Genomic DNA, 18101 nt, shown 5'->3' with positions numbered 1-18101 from the left:
TTCGCCGAGGTGCTGCCGGCGGTGGTTTCCGTCCGGGTGGCCCGGTCGGCGGCGGTGGCCGTCCCGGCGGCGGTGGCCGTGGCCGTGGCGGTGGCGCGGCGGGTGCCTTCGGGCGTCCCGGCGGCCGGCCGACCCGCGGTCGCAAGTCCAAGAAGCAGCGCAGACAGGAGTTCGACAACCTGTCGGCCCCGACCATGTCCTCGGGTGCGCCCCGCGGTCAGGGTCAGGTCGTCCGGTTGTCCCGTGGCGCCTCGCTGTCGGACTTCGCCGACAAGATCAACGCCAACCCGGGTTCGCTGGTCCAGGAGATGTTCAACCTGGGCGAGATGGTGACGGCGACCCAGTCGTGCTCCGACGAGACCCTGCAGCTGCTGGGTGAGCACCTCGGCTTCGACGTGCAGATCGTCAGCCCGGAGGACGAGGACCGCGAGCTGCTCGCGCAGTTCAACATCGACCTCGACGCCGAGGTCGCGGCGGACCGCCTGGTCAGCCGTGCGCCGGTGGTGACCGTCATGGGTCACGTCGACCACGGTAAGACCAAGCTGCTCGACGCGATCCGCAAGGCGAACGTGGTGGCCGGCGAGGCGGGTGGCATCACCCAGCACATCGGCGCCTACCAGGTCCACGTCCCGCACGAGGGCGAGGACCGCGCGGTGACGTTCATCGACACCCCGGGTCACGAGGCGTTCACCGCCATGCGTGCCCGTGGTGCCCAGGTCACGGACATCGTGATCCTGGTGGTCGCGGCCGACGACGGTGTCATGCCGCAGACCATCGAGGCGCTCAACCACGCCAAGGCGGCGGACGTGCCGATCGTGGTCGCGGTCAACAAGGTCGACAAGCCCGAGGCGAACCCGGACAAGGTCCGCCAGCAGCTGACCGAGTACGGCCTGGTCGCCGAGGAGTACGGCGGCGACACCATGTTCGTCAACGTGGCGGCCAAGCCCGGCATCGGCATCGAGGAACTGCTCGAGGCCGTGCTGCTGACCGCCGACGCGTCGCTGGAGCTGACCGCTCCGATCGACGGGCCGGCGCAGGGTGTCGCGATCGAGGCGCACCTGGACAAGGGCCGTGGCGCGGTGGCGACCGTGCTGGTGCAGAAGGGCACCCTGCGTGCCGGTGACTCGATCGTCGCCGGTGGGGCGCACGGCCGGGTCCGGGCCATGCTCGACGAGAACGGCAAGCCGGTCGATTCGGCTGGTCCGGCCCGTCCGGTCATGGTGCTGGGTCTGACCACGGTGCCGGGTGCGGGTGACACCTTCCTGGCCGCCGAGGACGACCGCACCGTGCGGCAGATCGCCGAGCAGCGTCAGGCACGGCGGCGGGCGGCGTCGTTCGCCAACTCCCGTGGCCGGGCCACTCTCGAGACGCTCATGGAGCAGCTCAAGGAGGGCGAGAAGACCTCGCTCAACCTGGTGCTCAAGGGCGACGTCTCCGGTTCCGTGGAGGCGCTCGAGGACGCGCTGTTCAACCTCGACATCCCGGAGGAGGTCCAGCTTCGGATCATCCACCGGGGCGTGGGCGCGATCACCGAGAGCGACGTCATGCTCGCGAGCGCCTCGTCCGAGGCGGTCACGATCATCGGCTTCAACGTGCGGGCCTCGAACAAGGTCCGCGAGATGGCCGACCGCGAGGGCGTGGAGATCCGGTACTACACCGTCATCTACCAGGCCATCGAGGAGATCGACGCCGCGCTCAAGGGTCTGCTCAAGCCGGAGTACGAGGAGGTCGAGCTGGGCACCGCGGAGATCCGCGACGTCTTCCGCTCGTCCAAGATCGGCAACATCTCCGGCTGTATCGTCCGGTCCGGCCTCATCCGCCGCAACGCCAAGGCGCGGCTGCTGCGGGACGGGGCGGTCGTGGCGGACAACCTCACGATCAGCTCCTTGAAGCGGTTCAAGGACGACGCGACCGAGGTCCGCGAGGGCTTCGAGTGTGGTCTGACGCTGGGCGGCTACAACAACGTCCAGGTCGGCGACGTCATCGAGACGTTCGAGATGCGCGAGAAGCCGCGCGCCTGAGAACCACGCGTACGACCGGCCGGCGGCCGGGGCCTTCGGGCCCCGGCCGTCGCCGTCTGTGCAGGCTGCGACAATCTGCGGCGTGATCCGGTACGCGCTGCTCCTCGCCCCCTCCGCCAACCGCGTCTACGCCGACGCGGCGGCCCGGCTGGCCCGCGCCGAACTGGCCGTGTTCGCCGGTTCCGGCGTGCTGGACGTCGTACCGGCCGACCCGGAGGTGACCGGGATCGGCGGGGTGGAGTACCTGACGTTCACCACCGCCGCGCCCGGGCTCGGCGAGCGGGACCTGGCCCACCTGGCGAACCTGTCGGCGGCGTACGCGCTGTTCGAGCGGGTCGGCGACGACCTGCTGCGGCCGGTGCCGCTGCGCCCGCTGGCCCGGTACGACTCCGACCTGATCACCATCCCCAAGTACGCCGGAAAGACCAACGAGCAGTTCACCCGGCTGCTGCTCAACGTCACAGTGCTCGCCTCCGCAGCCGCGCCGCGGATGCTGGACGGTCCGGTGGTGGTGCTGGATCCGCTCTGCGGCCGGGGCACGACGCTCAACCAGGCCCTGATGTACGGCTACGACGGCATCGGCATCGAGCGTGACAGTCAGGACGTGGAGGCGTACGCGGCGTTCCTGCGCACCTGGCTGCGCCGCAAGCGGCTCAAGCACACCGCCGAGTCGACGTCGGTGCGCCGGGACCGCAAGCTGGTCGCCCGCCGGTTCGAGGCGGTGCTCGCGCCGTCGCGGGACGAGCACCGGGCCGGGGCCACCCAGCGCGTCATTGTGCTGAACACCGACACCACCCGGGCCCGCGAGGCGTTGCGCGCCCGCTGCGCCGACGTGATCGTCACCGACGCGCCGTACGGCGTGGCGCACGGCAGCCGTACCGACCACGGGTTGTCCCGCAGTCCGCTGGAGCTGCTCACCGCCGCCGTGCCCGTGTGGCGGGAGCTGCTGCGCCCAGGCGGGGCGCTCGGCCTGTCCTGGAACACGCACGTGGCCCCGCGGGCGCAGGCGGAGGCGGTGCTGGCCGACGCCGGGCTGCGCGTGCTCGACGGCCCGGGCTTCGGTGACTTCGCCCACCGGGTCGACCAGGCGATCGAGCGGGACGTGCTGGTGGCTGTCGCGCCTTAATCGCGTGCCGGGGTGCGCCGCCCGGCGTACCGTTGCTCGCCGTGTATACCGGAACCGCACTGTTCGACCTGTTGCTCCCGGGTGACTCCCGGTCCCTGAAGGCCAAGCGGTCCTACGTCCGGCCGATCGTCGCCGCGCTGCGCAAGTTCGAGGTCTCCGCCGCCGAGGTGGGGGCGCTGGACCTGCACGGCCGGGCCGAGATCGGGGTGGCGGTGGTGGCCGCCGAGCCGGCCCACGTCCGTGAGGTGCTCGACTCCTGCGAGCGGCTGGTCGCCGCCCGCCCGGAGACCGAGCTGCTGTCGGTGCGCCGTCGTCTGCACGGCGCGGACGACTGACGGCGCGTCGCGCGGCACTCCGGCCGTGCCGCGCGACGCCCGGCCGGGCGCGGGTAGTGTTCTTCAGCGTTGGGCGGTCGGACCCGGCGGCGCCCACGCGCCCGCCGTCTCCGGCCGACGGCCCGGATCGCCTGGTGATCCGGCGCCGTCATTGGTACAGGTGATCCCGGAGGTGGGGGACATGACGGATCAGGCAAAGGTTCGCCGGCACGCGGAGCGCATCCGGGAACTTGTCGCGTCGGTGGTGCGCAGCCAGATCAAGGACCCCCGGCTCGGCATGATCACGATCACCGACGCCCGGATCACCGCCGACCTGCGCGACGCCACTGTCTTCTACACGGTGCTCGGCGACGCGGCGGCCCAGGCGAGCACCGCCGCCGCGCTGGAGAGCGCCAAGGGCATGCTGCGCAGCACCGTCGGCAAGGCGCTCGGGCTGCGGCACTCGCCGACGCTCACGTTCGTCCTCGACGACGTGCAGGACCAGGTCAAGCACATCGACGACCTGCTCGCCGCCGCACGTACCGCCGACGCCGAGGTGCAGCGCCTCGCCGCCCAGGCCTCGTACGCGGGTGACGCCCAGCCGTACCGGGTCGAGGAGGAGGACGAGGACGGCGAGGACGCCCCGGCCGAGGACGAGGGCGACGACGAGCCGCGCGCCGGCGACCGCCGGTGACCGAGGCCGCCGCGGATGGCGCGCCGGCCGGGCCCACCGAGACCGCATGGGCGGCCGCCGTCGCGGCGGTACGCGATCTCCCCGCCGACGCGCGGGTGCTGCTGATCTGCCACGTGAACCCGGACGGGGACGCGCTGGGCAGCATGCTCGGCTTCGGGCTGGGTCTGCGTCGGCTCGGCGTACGCGATCTCCAGGCCACCTTCCCCGGCCCGCCTGAGGTGCCGGAGCCGTTCCGGTGGATGCCCGGCGTGGACCTGCTGGTGCCGCAGGACGACGCGGACCCGGCTCCGGACCTGGTGATCTGCTTCGACGCGGCGAGCGAGTCCCGGCTGGGCGACCTGGCCGACCGGCTGGACACGGCCGGCACGTCGCTCGTGCTCGACCACCACGCCTCGAACAGCGGGTTCGGCCGGATCAGCCTGGTCGACCCGCACGCCGCCGCCACCTCCGTGGTCGCGCTGGAGTTGCTGGACCGGCTCGGCGTGACACTGGATGCGGATATCGCGACCGGGCTGTACGTCGCGCTGACCACCGACACCGGCTCGTTCCGCTTCGAGGCGACCACACCGGCCGTGCACGAGACGGCCGCCCGCCTGATCGCCACCGGCATCAGGCCCGGTGACATCTCCCGGCGGATCTTCGACACCCGCCCGTTCGGCGCCGTCCGCCTCTTCGGCGAGGTGCTGGGCCGGGCCACGCTGGAACCGGCGGCCGCCGCCGGGCACGGCCTCGTCTGGACGTACGCCACCCGCGACGACCTGGTCCGCCACGACCAGCCCGCGTACGTGCTGGAGGCGCTGATCGACTCGGTGCGCTGCACCGCCGAGGCGGACGTGAGCTGCGTGGTGAAGCAGTCGGGCGAGGCGGAGTGGGCGGTGTCGCTGCGCAGCAAGGGCGCGGTGGACGTGAGCCGGGTGGCGGTGGCGCTCGGCGGCGGCGGGCACCGGTTCGCCGCCGGTTTCACCGGCCGGGGAGCGCTCGACGAGGTGGTCGGACGGATCCGCGCCGAGCTGGCCACCGGCGTGGTGACCCCCGTGGCGTGAGGCGCCCGGCTGGAGCGATATGTCCTTCTGGTCCGGTCGATCCGGTGCGGCGGCGATCGGAAGTGTGAGCTGATCGGCGCGTTTTCGGGGGATCACGACGCGTGCCGGGCTTTCCGCGGTGCGTCACGCTGGGGACAATCGGGTGATGGATCATCCCCGTGAGCTCACCGTCGAGGCGCCCCGGGCCTGGGACCGGCCGGTCGTCTCCGTGCCGGTGCTGATCTGCCTCTCTCTGGTCGGCGGCCAGATGCCGTCCTTCTCGACCGCGGCGAACCTCTACATCCTCACCACCGGCGGGGGGTTGATCTGGGTCGGCCTGAGCAACCGGGTGCCCCGGCGTCCGGCGCCGCGCCGGTTGCCGTCGGTCGCGCTCTGGTGGCTGGTCCCGGTGACCGTCTTCGGGGTCTTCGAGGGGGCGACGTTCGTGATGGCGGCGGGTGACGACTTCCCCACCTTCTCCCGGCTGGCCGATCCGCTGCTGGAGGACAACCTGATCCGCTCGGCGGCCTGGTTCGCGTGGCTGTCCGCGTTCTGGGGACTGGTGCGCCGATGATGCGGGCACTGGCGATCGGCGGTTTCCTGGTTTCGATCGTGCTGTTCGCCGTCGTCGAGTGGGCCGCGCGCCGGGAGGGGTCGCGGATCCCGTCGCTGGCCGACGTCTGCGCGTTCGTGATGCGGTACGAGGTGGGCCCGGTGCCGGTCGGCCGGATCGGGCTGTTCGGCTTCTGGTGGTGGCTGGGCTGGCACTTCCTGGCCCGCTGACCGCCCTCGCCGGACCGGACGACGACGTTGATCTTTCCGCATTTCGGGAACAGCGGGCAGCATCTGGAAAGTGAACGTTAATTTGGGTGCGGGACCGGCGCTTCGCGGCGCTGGTCACGGGCGGTGGTGCCGCACCCGGCTTCGCCTCCCTCCAGGGTCAGACCGACCCGGGCTCCCGCTGCCAGGCGAGCCGCTCCGGTGATCCCGGACCGCTGCCGGGCGCTCAGCCGCCGACGACTTCCGGTCGCGGCGCGATTCGCTGTCGCGCCGATCCGGAGCGCCGGGCGCCCGTAGGACCGCCACGTCCCGGCGGTCCGCACCCTGGAAGGACCTTGAGATGCCGAGCAAGCGCAAGCCGCAGACCGAGACCACCACCGACGAGGCGCGCGAGCAGATGCGCCGCGCGCTGCAGACCTCGATGGACACCCGTCAGTGACATACGCCGTCCGGCGGTGACGCCGGCCGGGCCCGAGGACCACACCCCGGCCCGACGCCGACGTCACCGCCGCTCGGGAACCCGCCCGTTTCCCGGCCGCTGTGGGTAAGTAGCCGTCTGCCTTGCGTGCCTTACTGGGAGCGTGCCAGGATCGGCGGCGATGAGCACCACCGCCACCCCCGTCACCGCCTCGCCGCGGCGGATCGCCGCGCTCGCGCTGCCCGCCCTCGTGGTGCTGGCCGCCGAGCCGCTCTACGTCCTGGTCGACACCGCAGTGGTCGGTCACCTCGGCCGGGTGCCGCTGGCCGCGCTCGCCGTCGGTGGCACGGTCATGACGCTCACCGCCTGGGTCGGGACCGTCGTCGCGTACGGCACAACGGGCCGCTCGGCCCGCCGCTTCGGGGCGGGGGACCGGGCCGCCGCGGTGGCCGAGGGCGTCCAGGCGTCCTGGCTCGCGCTCGCCACCGGAGTGCTGGTGGCGGTCGCCATCGGCATCGGTGGGGGCGCGCTGGCGCGTACCCTCGTCGGCGGCCCCGGCGAGGTGGCCGACGCCGCCGCCGGGTGGCTGCGGATCGCGGCGCTCGGCGCGCCCGGCCTGCTGCTCGCCGCCGCCGGCAACGGCTGGCTGCGCGGCATCCAGGACACCCGCCGCCCGCTGCTGTTCGTGCTCGGCCCGAACCTGCTCTCCGCGGTGCTCTGCCCGCTGCTCGTCTACCCGGCCGGGCTCGGCCTGGTCGGCTCGGCGGTGGCGAACGCGATCGCGCAGACGCTGTCCGGTGTCCTGTTCGCGGCGGCGCTGGTGCGGGAGCGGGTCTCGCTGCGCCCCCGGCCGCGGGTGATCGGTCAGCAGCTCGTGCTCAGCCGGGACCTGCTCGTGCGGGGCGTCGCGTTCCAGGCCAGCTTCCTGTCCGCCACAGCTGTCGCGGCCCGCTTCGGGGCCGCCGCGGTCGGCGCGCACCAGATCGCCGTACAGCTGTGGTTCTTCACCGCGCTGGTGCTCGACGCGCTGGCCATCGCCGCGCAGTCGCTGGTCGGCGCCGCGCTCGGCGGCGGCGACGCGGCGGCCGCGCGGTTCCTGGCCCGCCGCATCGCGCTGCTCGGCGGGCTGTGCGGCGTGGCCTTCGCGGTGCTCATCGCCGCCGGCGCCGGCGTCGTGCCGTCGTGGTTCAGCTCCGATCCGCAGGTACGTGAGCAGGCCATGACGGCCTGGCCGTGGTTCGTGGCGCTCCAGCCGATCGGCGGCGTGGTGTTCGCGCTCGACGGGGTGCTGATCGGCGCGGGCGACGTGCGCTACCTGCGCAACCTCACCATCGTGTGTGCGTTCGGCGGGTTCCTGCCGGCGATCTGGCTGGCCTACGGGTTCGACCTCGGGCTGGGCGGGATCTGGGCCGGACTGACGCTGTTCGTGGTGCTGCGGCTGGCTGGCCTGCTGCTGCGGATGCGCTCGGGTGCGTGGGCGGTGGTCGGCGCGGTGCGCTGACGCCGGTCAGCAGGGCTTGAACGAGCCGGGACCGCCCGTCCACGGCTCGACCGTGAAGAAGCCCTCCTTCAGGCGGGAGCAGTCGACGTTGTTCGTGCTCGACTTCGCAGAGATCAGCCAGAGGCCGCGTTGCGTCGCCGGCAGATCCCCGGGCTGGAAGATCTCCCAGACCACCTGGTCGCGGATGCTGGCGATCCCCGCCGGGCCCGGCGTCGTCCGCGGGATGTCGAACGCGTACATCCAGACGTACTCGGTGGTGATCCGCAGGCTCGGCTCGCCGTCCTCGGCGGTGAACACCTCATAGGTCATCTCGCCCCGGACCCGGATCTCGTCCACCTCGGCCTGGGAGCCGATCCGGGTGGCGTAGTGCACGAACGACTGGTCCTCGAAGTGCCGGCGCAACTGGGCGCGGGACTCCGGCGCCAGCAACGCCAGGAACGGCTCCGCGTCACCGACGCGCATGGGGAGGCCGAGCCGGGCCTGGACCAGAGCGGCCCGGACCTGGGTCAGCGCCGCGGCCACCTCGCGGGCGGTGAACGGCGGCTGCGCCGTGGCCCGCGGCAGGACGATCCCGGCCTCGCCGACCGCGAAGTCCGCTCCGGCGGTGCCCACGAACAGGTCGCGCGGCTCGCCGACCCGGCTGAGTGGAACCGGCGACGGGCTGGCCTCGGCCGAGGCCGCGGCGGCGGTGCCGGACCGTACCCGGTCGACTGTGACCCGGCCGAGCACGGCAGTGCCGCCGATCAGCACCAGCGCGAGCACCACCACGAGCGCGACGTGACGCTTGCCGCGCTGCCGGGACCAGACCATCCGGAAGCGCTCGGCGCGGGTCAGCGGGACGTCCGCGTCCGCGCCGGTCATCCAGCTCGGCAGCTGGATCTCCTCGCCCCGGGAGGCGACGGCGTAGGGATCCGGCTCGGGTGGGGTGGTGCCGGGTTCGGTGCTCATGCGGCGTTCCAGAGGGGTGCAGGGAGCAGGGGGCGCATGATCATTGCACCCGGACGCCGATCCCCGCTGTCCCGTTTCCCCCGCTGGTCAGATGCGATGCTGACGGATCGCCCAGGCGAGGTGGAGCATGCCGACGACGAGCAGCGTCGCCGTCACCGCGACGAACACGAACGAGCCGATCGCGGCCAGCGCCGGGTGCCGGTCGCCGAACCGCGTCCGGCCCTGCCGGGCCCACATCCGGCGGCGTGCCGCCGCCAGCGCAGGTACGCGGTCGACGAGGTCGGACAGGCGGCGCCCGGGGGTACGGCGCGGCGGCTCCGGATGGCGCATCCAGTCGGGCAGGTCGACCCGCGCGCGGTGGGGTGGCGCCGGAGGCGGTACGTCACTCATCGGGTAGGTCTCCGTCCACGAGGCGGGCGGGTCAGCAGGTGTCCGGCAGATCGACCGTCTTGTCCGGGTCGAAGACCGCGTCCGGGTCCGGGTCGGCCGGCCCGCCGAACGACTGCTTGCCGAGCGCGAGCAGCCCCTTGTCCAGCGCGGCGCAGTCGATGTTGGAGGCGTACGAGTCGGCCCTCTCGATCCACAGCCCGGCGGAGGCGGTGGTCACGTCGGCCGGGTGCGGGATGCTCCACTTCACCGTGTCGTGGACCACCACGACGCCGTCGCCCGGCGTGGGGCTGGTGGTGGGGAACGCGTACGCCCAGACGAAGTTCGTGGTCACCTCCAGGATGCGGATGCCGTCCCGGTCCTTCGTCGCCCGGTAGCTGATCCGGCCCTTGACCCGGGGCTGGTCGGCGGTGAGCCGGGCGCCGGGGGCGAGCCGGGTCGCGTAGGTGCTCGCCTCGCCGGTGGGGAAGTCGTCGCGCACGCCGGCCCGCGCGTCCGGGGCGAACTGGCGCACCAGCCGCTCCGGGTCCTTCGCGGTGAAGAAGGTGCGGTCCAGCCGGGCGGTGATCAGCGCCTTGCGTACCTTGGCCAGCGTGTCGGCCACCTGCTTCTCGGTGAACGGGCCGGTGCGCTTGGCGCGGGGCAGCGCGATCCCCGCCGCGCCCTCCGGGAAGGCCGCCGCCGGGGTGCCGTCGAACGGGCCGGCGGCCGGCGGGGGCGAGGCCGACGAGGACGCCTGCTCACCGACCGGCAGGCTCACCGTGGGGTGTTCGGCGGCCGGTTCCCGCCAGCGCTGGAAGCCCTGATAGCCGAGGCCCCCGACGAGCCCGAAGAACGCGAGCAGCACCAGCGCGAGTACGCCGCCGAGCAGCTTGCCGGAGTGCCCGCCGAGCGCGATCCGCAGGCGGTCCGCGCGGCCGGGCGGCACCTCGGGCTCGGGCCGGCGCAGCCACTCGGGCACCCGTCCCAGCTCGTCCTCCGGCGGGCCGGCGGAGAAGCAGGGGTCGGGGGCGGAGCGGTGATCGGTCATCGGACTTCCCGGGCAGACGGGGCGCTGGCGCACGATCTTGACACCCCGCCGAAGCTGGGCGGTATCCCCCGCAGGGCCGATCACCGACATCTGGCAGGCTTGGCGGTCGTGAGCACAGACGGTCTGATCGTGGTCGACAAGCCCGGCGGCATGACGTCGCACGACGTCGTGGCCCGCATCCGGCGGCTGGCGCGTACCCGCCGCGTCGGTCACGGCGGCACGCTCGACCCGATGGCCACCGGCGTCCTGGTGATCGGGGTGGGCCGGGCGACCCGGCTGCTCACGTACGTGATCGGCGCCGGCAAGAGCTACGCCGCGACGATCCGGCTGGGACAGGCCACGGTCACCGACGACGCCGAGGGCGAGGTCGTCGCGACCACCCCGGCCGGAGCGGTCACCGACGACGGGGTGCGCGCCGCGCTGGCCGCCCTCACCGGCGAGATCGACCAGGTGCCGAGCGCGGTGAGCGCCATCAAGATCGACGGGCAGCGGGCGTACAAGCGGGTCCGCGACGGGGAGGCGGTCGAGCTGCCCGCCCGCCGGGTCACCGTGTCGCGGCTGGACGTGCTGGCGATCCGCCGGGACGTCCCGGACGTGGTGGACGTGGACGTGGACGTGACCTGCTCGTCCGGGACGTACATCAGGGCGCTGGCCCGCGACGCGGGCGCGGCGCTCGGCGTCGGCGGTCACCTCACCGCGCTGCGCCGGACCGCTGTGGGCGGGTTCACGCTGGCCGAGGCGGCCACGCTCGACCAGCTCGAGGAGCGCGCGCCGGACGTGGTGAACCTGCCGCTGGACGCCGCCGCCGCGCGGTTCTTCCCGCGCCGGGACGCCACCGCCGACGAGACCCGGGTGCTGTCCCACGGCGGGCCGCTGGCGCCCGCCGGCATCACCGGGCCGTACGCGGTCTTCGACCCGGCGGGCGGGCTGATCGCTATCGTCAGCGAGCGGGACGGTCGGGCCCGCGCGGAGATCGTGCTCGCCCCGGCCTGAACGGCGCGGGCGGACAGGGGAGGAACGGCATGCAGCGGTGGCGGGGGTACGAGGCGGCGCCCGGCGGCTGGGGACGCTCGGTGGTCACCATCGGCGTCTTCGACGGCGTGCACCGGGGGCACCAGGCCACCATCGGTCACGCCGTGGCGCGCGCCCGGGAGCTGGGCGTCAAGTCGGTGGTGGTGACGTTCGACCCGCACCCCGCCGAGGTGGTACGCCCCGGCTCGCACCCGGCGGTGCTGACCGAGCCGGCCCGCAAGGCCGAGCTGATCGAGGCGCTCGGCGTGGACGTGCTCTGCGTGGTGCCGTTCACAGTCGAGTTCTCCCGGCTGCCACCCGAGGCGTTCGTGCACGACGTCCTGGTCGCGCACCTGCACGCCGCGCTGGTGGTGGTCGGTGACAACTTCCGGTTCGGGCACCGGGCCGCCGGTGACGTGCCGCTGCTGGAGCGGCTGGGCCGCACCTTCGGGTTCGCCGTCGAGGGGGCGCCGCTGGTCGCCGAGGCGGGGACCGTCTTCTCCTCCACGTACATCCGGTCCTGCGTCGACGCGGGGGACGTGGGCGCGGCGGCGGCGGCGCTCGGCCGCCCGCACCGCGTCGAGGGCGTGGTGGTCCGCGGCGACCAGCGCGGACGTGAGCTGGGTTACCCCACCGCCAACCTGCTGACCCACAGGTACGCGGCGGTGCCGGCCGACGGGGTGTACGCGGCCCGCCTGGTGCGCCGCGACGGCGAACCGCTGGCCGCGGCCGTGTCGATCGGCACCAACCCGACGTTCTCCGGCCGGGAGCGGCGGGTGGAGGCGTACGCGCTGGACTTCAGCGGCGACCTGTACGGCGAGCGGCTGGCGCTCGACTTCGTGGCGCACCTGCGTGAGCAGCGGACATACGACGCGATCGAACCGCTGGTGGCCCAGATCGCCGAGGACGTGGAACGCACCCGCCGGGCGGTGCTCTGACCGGCGCGGGGCCACCTTGACCGGCCGTCCGTCCCGAGGGCTGGTAGGCTGACGGAGACGTCGGCTGACCGACGGGGGCCTCGCGTGCCTGCACGACGCCGCGGGTGCGAGGAACCGGTCCGTTGCACCGGTCACCACGACCGCTCCGGACCTCATCGAATGACCCACGAAACAGGGAGAACATGGCGCTCGACCAGGAAGCCAAGGCCAAGATCCGCCAGGAGTACGCGACCGCCGAGGGCGACACCGGCTCGCCCGAGGTGCAGGTCGCGGTCCTGACCAAGCGGATCGCGGAGCTCACCGAGCACCTGAAGGTGCACAAGCACGACCACCACAGCCGCCGTGGGCTGCTGCTGCTGGTCGGCCGGCGCCGCCGGCTGCTGAACTACGTCCAGAAGAAGGACATCAACCGCTACCGGTCGCTCATCGAGCGGCTCGGCCTGCGCCGATGACCTGACGGGGGAGTGGCCGCCTGGCCGCTCCCCCGTTGCAGTACCACCGAAGAACCCGGCCGCGCGACACCCGAAGAGGGAGCCGGTCAGCACCGGTCTCCGGTAGTGGCCCCCGGGAATCCCGGCACGACGCCGGCCACCCCGGGCGCTTCGATCGAAGACCGGCCGCCTGAGCAGTTCCCGTGTCGTCGGCCGACGACGCGAAGGAGCACCACAGCACATGACCGAGACCAACCTCGGCACCGAATCCCGCACCGCGGTGATCGACAACGGGTCCTTCGGCACCCGTGAGATCACCTTCTCCACCGGCCGCCTGGCCCGTCAGGCCGCCGGCTCCGTCGTCGCCCAGCTCGGCGAGACGGTCGTCCTCTCCGCCACCACCGCCGGCAAGCAGCCGCGCGAGTCGTTCGACTTCTTCCCGCTGACGGTGGACGTCGAGGAGCGGATGTACGCCGCGGGCCGCATCCCCGGCTCGTTCTTCCGCCGCGAGGGCCGGCCCAGCGAGGACGCCATCCTCACCTGCCGGCTGATCGACCGGCCGCTGCGCCCGTCGTTCGTCAAGGGCCTGCGCAACGAGGTCCAGGTCGTCGAGACCGTGCTGGCGCTCGACCCGCAGCACCCGTACGACGTGGTGGCCATCAACGCCGCCTCGATGTCGACCAAGCTCTCCGGCCTGCCGTTCTCCGGCCCGATCGGCGCGACCCGGGTCGCGCACGTGGACGGCCAGTGGGTCGCCTTCCCGACCCTGGAGGAGCTGGCCCGGGCCACCTTCGACATGGTCGTGGCCGGCCGCACCCTCGCCGACGGCGAGGTCGCGATCATGATGGTCGAGGCCGAGGCCACCCCGAACGCGGTGGCCCTGATCTCCGACGGCGCCACCGCGCCGACCGAGGAGATCGTGGCCAGCGGCCTGGAGGCCGCCAAGCCGGCCATCCGTGAGCTGTGCCGGGCGCAGAGCGAGCTGGCCGAGGTCGCCGCCAAGCCGGTCAGCGAGTTCCCGGTCTTCCTGGACTACCAGGACGACGTCTACGACGCGGTGGCCGACGTGGCCCGCGCCGACGTCACCGAGGCCCTGAAGATCGCCGGCAAGGCCGACCGCGAGGAGGCCCTGGACCGGATCAAGGCCAAGGTCGCCGAGGAGCTGACCGGCCGGTTCGAGGGCCGCGAGAAGGAGCTGTCCGCCGCGTTCCGCTCGCTGACCAAGTCCGAGGTCCGCAACCGGGTGCTGCGCGAGCAGGTCCGCATCGACGGCCGCGGCCCGCGTGACATCCGTCCGCTGAGCGCCGAGGTCGGCGTGCTGCCGCGGGTGCACGGCTCGGCGCTGTTCGAGCGCGGCGAGACCCAGATCCTGGGCGTCACCACGCTGAACATGCTGCGCATGGAGCAGATGGTGGACACGCTGTCCCCGGAGAACCGCAAGCGCTACATGCACAACTACAACTTCCCGCCGTACTCGACCGGTGAGACCGGCCGGGTCGGCTCGCCGAAGCGTCGCGAGATCGGTCACGGCGCGCTGGCCGAGCGGGCGCTGATCCCGGTGCTGCCGTCGCGCGAGGAGTTCCCGTACGCCATCCGGCAGGTCTCCGAGGCGCTCGGCTCCAACGGCTCCACCTCGATGGGTTCGGTCTGCGCCTCGACGCTGGGCCTGCTCTCGGCCGGTGTGCCGCTGAAGGCGCCGGTCGCCGGCATCGCCATGGGCCTCATCTCCGACGAGGTCGACGGCAAGACCCAGTACGTGACGCTGACCGACATCCTCGGCGCCGAGGACGCGTTCGGCGACATGGACTTCAAGGTCGCCGGCACCCGTGACTTCGTCACCGCGCTGCAGCTCGACACCAAGCTCGACGGCATCCCGTCGGACGTGCTGGCCGCCGCGCTCCAGCAGGCGCACGAGGCCCGGCAGACCATCCTCGACGTGATGCAGCGGGCCATCGAGGCGCCGGCCGAGATGTCGGACTACGCGCCGCGGGTGACCACCGTGAAGATCCCGGTCGACAAGATCGGCATGGTGATCGGCCCGAAGGGCCAGACCATCAACGCCATCCAGGACGAGACCGGCGCCGAGATCTCCATCGAGGACGACGGCACCATCTACGTCGGCGCGACCAACGGGCCGTCGGCCCAGGCCGCTGTTGACCGGATCAACGGCATCGCGAACCCGACCCTGCCGAAGGTGGGCGAGCGGTTCCTCGGCACGGTGGTGAAGACCGCCGCGTTCGGCGCCTTCATCTCGCTCCTGCCGGGCCGTGACGGCCTGCTGCACATCTCCAAGGTGGGCGACGGCAAGCGGGTCGAGAAGGTCGAGGACTTCCTCAACGTCGGCGACAAGGTCGAGGTGGAGATCGCGGACATCGACGCCCGCGGCAAGATCTACCTGGACAAGATCCGTCCGGAGGGCGCCGAGGCGCCGGCCGCCGGTGAGGCAGCCGGTGGCGACCGTCCGTCGGGCCGGGACCGCGGCGGCGACCGTGGCCCGCGTGACCGCGGTGACCGGGGTGGCGAGCGCCGCTCCGAGGGTGGCGAGCGCCGCTCCGAGGGTGGCGAGGGCGGCGGCGAGTCCCGTCCACGTCGCCGGACCCGGCACAGCTGATCCACCGACCGGCCCGGGTGACGTCCGCGTCGCCCGGGCCGGCCCACGGCTCCAGGTCGCCTGCGCGAGCTGGAGCCGTCGTACGTCCCGCCGTTCCTCGTCATCCGGAGAGCAGGTTCTCGTGAGTTCGTCAGTCGCCTCGACGGGACGGGGGGTGGCGTCGACCGGTTCGGCGGCCCGCGCGGTCACCCGGACGCTCAGCGACGACCCGCTCGGCGGCACCGTCCGCCGTACCGTGCTGCCCAGCGGGCTGCGGGTGCTCACCGAGGCGATCCCGGCGATGCGCAGCGTGTCGTTCGGCATCTGGGTGGCGGTCGGCTCGCGCGATGAGACCGGCTCGCAGGCCGGTGCCGCGCACTTCCTGGAGCACCTGCTGTTCAAGGGCACCAACAAGCGCAGCGCGCTGGAGATCTCGGCGCAGATCGAGGCCGTGGGCGGCGAGACGAACGCCTTCACCACGAAGGAATACACCTGCTACTACGCGCGGGTGCTGGACGAGGACCTGCCGCTGGCCATCGACGTCATGTGCGACCTGGTCGCCGACTCGGTGCTGACCGCCGCCGACGTGGAGACCGAACGCGGCGTCATCCTCGAAGAGATCGCCATGCACGACGACGAGCCCGGCGACGAGGTGCACGACCTGTTCGCCCGCGCCGTCTACGGCGACCACCCGCTGGGCCGGCTCATCTCCGGCACGGAGGAGACGGTCACGCCGATGACCCGGCGGCAGATCCAGGGCTTCTACCGCCGCCGCTACACCGCGCCGCAGATCGTGATCGCCGCCGCCGGCAACCTCGACCACGCCGCAGTGGTCAAGCTGGTCCGGCAGGCGCTGCGCGGCACCCCGCTGGACACCGACCCGGCGTCGCCCGCGCCGCACCGCGCGGCCACCCCGACGGTACGCACCAAGCCGGCCACCACGCTCGTCGAGCCGAAGGAGACCGAGCAGGCGCACGTCATCCTCGGCTGCCCGGGGATCGACCGCACCGACGACAGGCGGTTCGCGCTCGGCGTGCTCAACAACGTGCTCGGCGGCGGCATGTCCAGCCGGCTGTTCCAGGAGATCCGGGAGCAGCGTGGCCTGGCGTACTCGGTCTACTCCTACGCCAGCCAGTACGCCGACAGCGGCGTGTTCGCCGTCTACGCCGGGTGCGCGCCGGGCAGGGTGGACGAGGTGCTGGACCTGACCCGCGCGGAGCTGGCGCGGGTGGCCGCCGAGGGGATCACCGAGGCGGAACTGGCCCGGGGCAAGGGGATGAGCAAGGGCTCGTTCGTGCTCGGGCTGGAGGACACCGGCTCGCGGATGAGCCGGCTCGCCAAGGGGGAGCTGCTCTACGGCAACCTGATGCCGGTGGACGACCTGCTGGCCCGGGTGGACGCGGTGACGCTCGACGACGTGAACACGCTCGCCGCCGACCTGCTCGGCCGGCCCATGTCGCTTGCCGTGGTGGGTCCGTTCGACTCCGGCAGCTTCACGGCCACGAGCTGAGCGCCCCACCGGTCCTGAGCGCCGCGCCGGTCCGCCGGATCCCGTGCCGGGCGCTGGGATAGGTTGTGGCCCGTGACTGAGCAGCAGAAGACGGCGGCCCGGGTCGGTGTGCTCGGTGCCCGGGGCCGGATGGGCATGGAGGTCTGCAAGGCGGTCGACTCCGCCGCCGACCTGGAGCTGGTCGCGGCCGTCGACCAGGGCGACGACCTGGACGCGGTGGCGCAGGCGGGTGCCGAAGTGGTTGTCGACTTCACCACCCCCGACGCGGTCATGGACAACCTGCGCTGGTGCGTCGAGCACGGCGTGCACGCGGTGGTCGGCACCACCGGCTTCACCGGGCAGCGGCTCGCCGAGGTGCGGGGCTGGCTCGCCGGCCGGCCCGGCGTAGGCGTGGTGATCGCTCCCAACTTCGGCATCGGTGCGGTGCTGATGATGCAGTTCGCGGCGCGCGCCGCCCGCTACTTCGAGTCGGTCGAGATCGTCGAGCAGCACCACCCGCGCAAGCTGGACGCGCCGAGCGGCACCGCCACCCACACGGCCCGGCTGATCGCCGCGGCCCGCGCCGACGCCGGCCTGGGGCCCGCGCCGGACGCGACCCGCGACGAGGTGGCCGGCGCCCGCGGTGCCGACATCGACGGGGTACGCGTGCACGCCGTACGCGCCACCGGCCTGGTCGCCCACCAGGAGGTGCTGTTCGGCACCACCGGCGAGACGCTCACCATCCGGCACGACTCGTACGACCGGGTGTCGTTCATGCCCGGCGTGCTGCTCGCGGTCCGGGAGGTGGGTCGCCGGCCCGGTCTCACAGTCGGCCTGGACGCCCTGCTCGACTGATCCGTCGCGCGGCGTGCTCCGGCCTGCTGCGGGAAACCGTTTTGCCTGGTCGGCGGCGTGGACCTAGGCTGTTTTCATGATCGATTCCGGACACTCCGACCGCACCGGCCGCCGGGTGACGCTGCGCCCGGTGGACGACGACAACTGGCGGGCCGTGGCGGACGTCGCGCCGCACGACGACCAGCGCGCCTTCGTGGCCGCGCTGGCCGCCCGCTACCTGCTTCTCACCGAGCGCTCGGACGTCTGGAACTCGCTGGCCGTCTACGCCGACGAGACGGTCGTCGGCCACGTCATGTGGGGCGTGGACGACGACGAGTCGCGCTGGATCGGCGGCATGGTGATCGACGCCGCCGAGCAGGGCCGGGGCCTGGGCCGCGCCACAGTGCGGACGCTCGCCGACTGGCTCGCCGAGGCGGGCCGGCCGATCCGCCTGAGCTACCACCCCGACAACAAGCCCGCCGCCGCCCTCTACACGTCCCTGGGCTTCCACCCCACAGGCGCGATGGAGGACGAAGAACTGGTAGCCGAACTCCCCCCAGCCTGACC

At 73.0% G+C, this 18101-nt stretch carries 18 protein-coding genes; 15 read left to right on the top strand and 3 right to left on the bottom strand.

Going from position 1 to position 18101, the window contains the following annotated elements; all coding sequences use genetic code 11:
* The 8 genes from infB to ABD52_RS29830 form a co-directional block, all read left to right on the top strand.
* Positions 1-2021: translation initiation factor IF-2 (gene infB, locus ABD52_RS29865; protein WP_053065513.1), on the top strand; the 2021-nt coding region annotated here is incomplete at its 5' end.
* A gap of 82 nt (positions 2022-2103) precedes the next feature.
* On the top strand, positions 2104-3147 hold the full coding sequence (locus ABD52_RS29860; RefSeq protein ID WP_047893953.1) for a TRM11 family methyltransferase: 1044 nt from the start codon (positions 2104-2106) through the stop codon (positions 3145-3147).
* Positions 3148-3188: 41 nt separating this feature from the next.
* Entirely contained in the window at positions 3189-3482 is a 294-nt protein-coding gene (locus ABD52_RS29855) for a DUF503 domain-containing protein (protein ID WP_013284668.1), read from the top strand.
* A gap of 181 nt (positions 3483-3663) precedes the next feature.
* A complete protein-coding gene (gene rbfA, locus ABD52_RS29850; protein ID WP_013474438.1) occupies positions 3664-4155 on the top strand; it encodes a 30S ribosome-binding factor RbfA in 492 nt (163 codons plus the stop codon).
* A complete protein-coding gene (locus tag ABD52_RS29845) occupies positions 4152-5198 on the top strand; it encodes a bifunctional oligoribonuclease/PAP phosphatase NrnA (protein WP_047893952.1) in 1047 nt (348 codons plus the stop codon). The genes rbfA and ABD52_RS29845 overlap by 4 nt, the downstream gene beginning before the upstream one ends.
* A 145-nt stretch (positions 5199-5343) precedes the next feature.
* Positions 5344-5751 (top strand): hypothetical protein, encoded by a 408-nt coding sequence (locus ABD52_RS29840; RefSeq protein ID WP_047893951.1) that lies wholly within the window; start codon positions 5344-5346, stop codon positions 5749-5751.
* Positions 5751-5960: a DUF6186 family protein gene (locus tag ABD52_RS29835; protein WP_030269837.1), complete on the top strand. Its 210-nt coding sequence runs from the start codon at positions 5751-5753 to the stop codon at positions 5958-5960. The genes ABD52_RS29840 and ABD52_RS29835 overlap by 1 nt, the downstream gene beginning before the upstream one ends.
* Positions 5961-6556: 596 nt before the next feature.
* A complete protein-coding gene (locus tag ABD52_RS29830) occupies positions 6557-7876 on the top strand; it encodes an MATE family efflux transporter (protein WP_013474439.1) in 1320 nt (439 codons plus the stop codon).
* A 6-nt stretch (positions 7877-7882) separates the two neighbouring features.
* Here ABD52_RS29830 and ABD52_RS29825 read toward each other — a convergent pair whose 3' ends face one another.
* The 3 genes from ABD52_RS29825 to ABD52_RS29815 all read right to left on the bottom strand — a co-directional run bounded on the left by ABD52_RS29825 (position 7883) and on the right by ABD52_RS29815 (position 10241).
* The gene (locus ABD52_RS29825) at positions 7883-8824 is read right to left on the bottom strand and encodes a hypothetical protein (protein ID WP_047893950.1); all 942 of its coding nucleotides are present in this window, start codon (positions 8822-8824) and stop codon (positions 7883-7885) included.
* Between the two features lie 87 nt (positions 8825-8911).
* Entirely contained in the window at positions 8912-9214 is a 303-nt protein-coding gene (locus tag ABD52_RS29820) for a hypothetical protein (protein WP_013474441.1), read from the bottom strand.
* A gap of 31 nt (positions 9215-9245) precedes the next feature.
* On the bottom strand, positions 9246-10241 hold the full coding sequence (locus ABD52_RS29815; RefSeq protein ID WP_047893949.1) for a hypothetical protein: 996 nt from the start codon (positions 10239-10241) through the stop codon (positions 9246-9248).
* A gap of 108 nt (positions 10242-10349) precedes the next feature.
* Here ABD52_RS29815 and truB point away from each other — a divergent pair, with 108 nt between their 5' ends.
* The 7 genes from truB (at position 10350) to ABD52_RS29780 (ending at position 18099) form a co-directional block, all read left to right on the top strand.
* On the top strand, positions 10350-11234 hold the full coding sequence (truB, locus tag ABD52_RS29810) for a tRNA pseudouridine(55) synthase TruB (protein WP_013284676.1): 885 nt from the start codon (positions 10350-10352) through the stop codon (positions 11232-11234).
* Between the two features lie 29 nt (positions 11235-11263).
* Positions 11264-12190: a bifunctional riboflavin kinase/FAD synthetase gene (locus ABD52_RS29805; RefSeq protein WP_013284677.1), complete on the top strand. Its 927-nt coding sequence runs from the start codon at positions 11264-11266 to the stop codon at positions 12188-12190.
* A gap of 182 nt (positions 12191-12372) precedes the next feature.
* On the top strand, positions 12373-12642 hold the full coding sequence (gene rpsO, locus ABD52_RS29800; protein WP_013284678.1) for a 30S ribosomal protein S15: 270 nt from the start codon (positions 12373-12375) through the stop codon (positions 12640-12642).
* Positions 12643-12862: 220 nt separating this feature from the next.
* A complete protein-coding gene (locus ABD52_RS29795) occupies positions 12863-15232 on the top strand; it encodes a polyribonucleotide nucleotidyltransferase (RefSeq protein ID WP_013474443.1) in 2370 nt (789 codons plus the stop codon).
* Between the two features lie 121 nt (positions 15233-15353).
* Complete coding sequence (locus tag ABD52_RS29790) at positions 15354-16721, top strand: pitrilysin family protein (RefSeq protein ID WP_047893948.1); 1368 nt, start codon at positions 15354-15356, stop codon at positions 16719-16721.
* 72 nt (positions 16722-16793) lie between these two features.
* Positions 16794-17555, top strand: a complete 762-nt coding sequence (gene dapB / locus ABD52_RS29785) for a 4-hydroxy-tetrahydrodipicolinate reductase (RefSeq protein ID WP_047893947.1) — start codon at positions 16794-16796, stop codon at positions 17553-17555.
* Positions 17556-17631: 76 nt separating this feature from the next.
* Complete coding sequence (locus tag ABD52_RS29780) at positions 17632-18099, top strand: GNAT family N-acetyltransferase (protein WP_013284682.1); 468 nt, start codon at positions 17632-17634, stop codon at positions 18097-18099.
* Positions 18100-18101: the final 2 nt, after the last annotated feature.

It is taken from the genome of Micromonospora sp. RV43, assembly GCF_001029515.1.
Lineage (GTDB): Bacteria > Actinomycetota > Actinomycetes > Mycobacteriales > Micromonosporaceae > Micromonospora > Micromonospora aurantiaca.
Note: the sequence above shows the minus strand (reverse complement) of the source record. Positions and strands in the feature narration are given on the sequence as shown.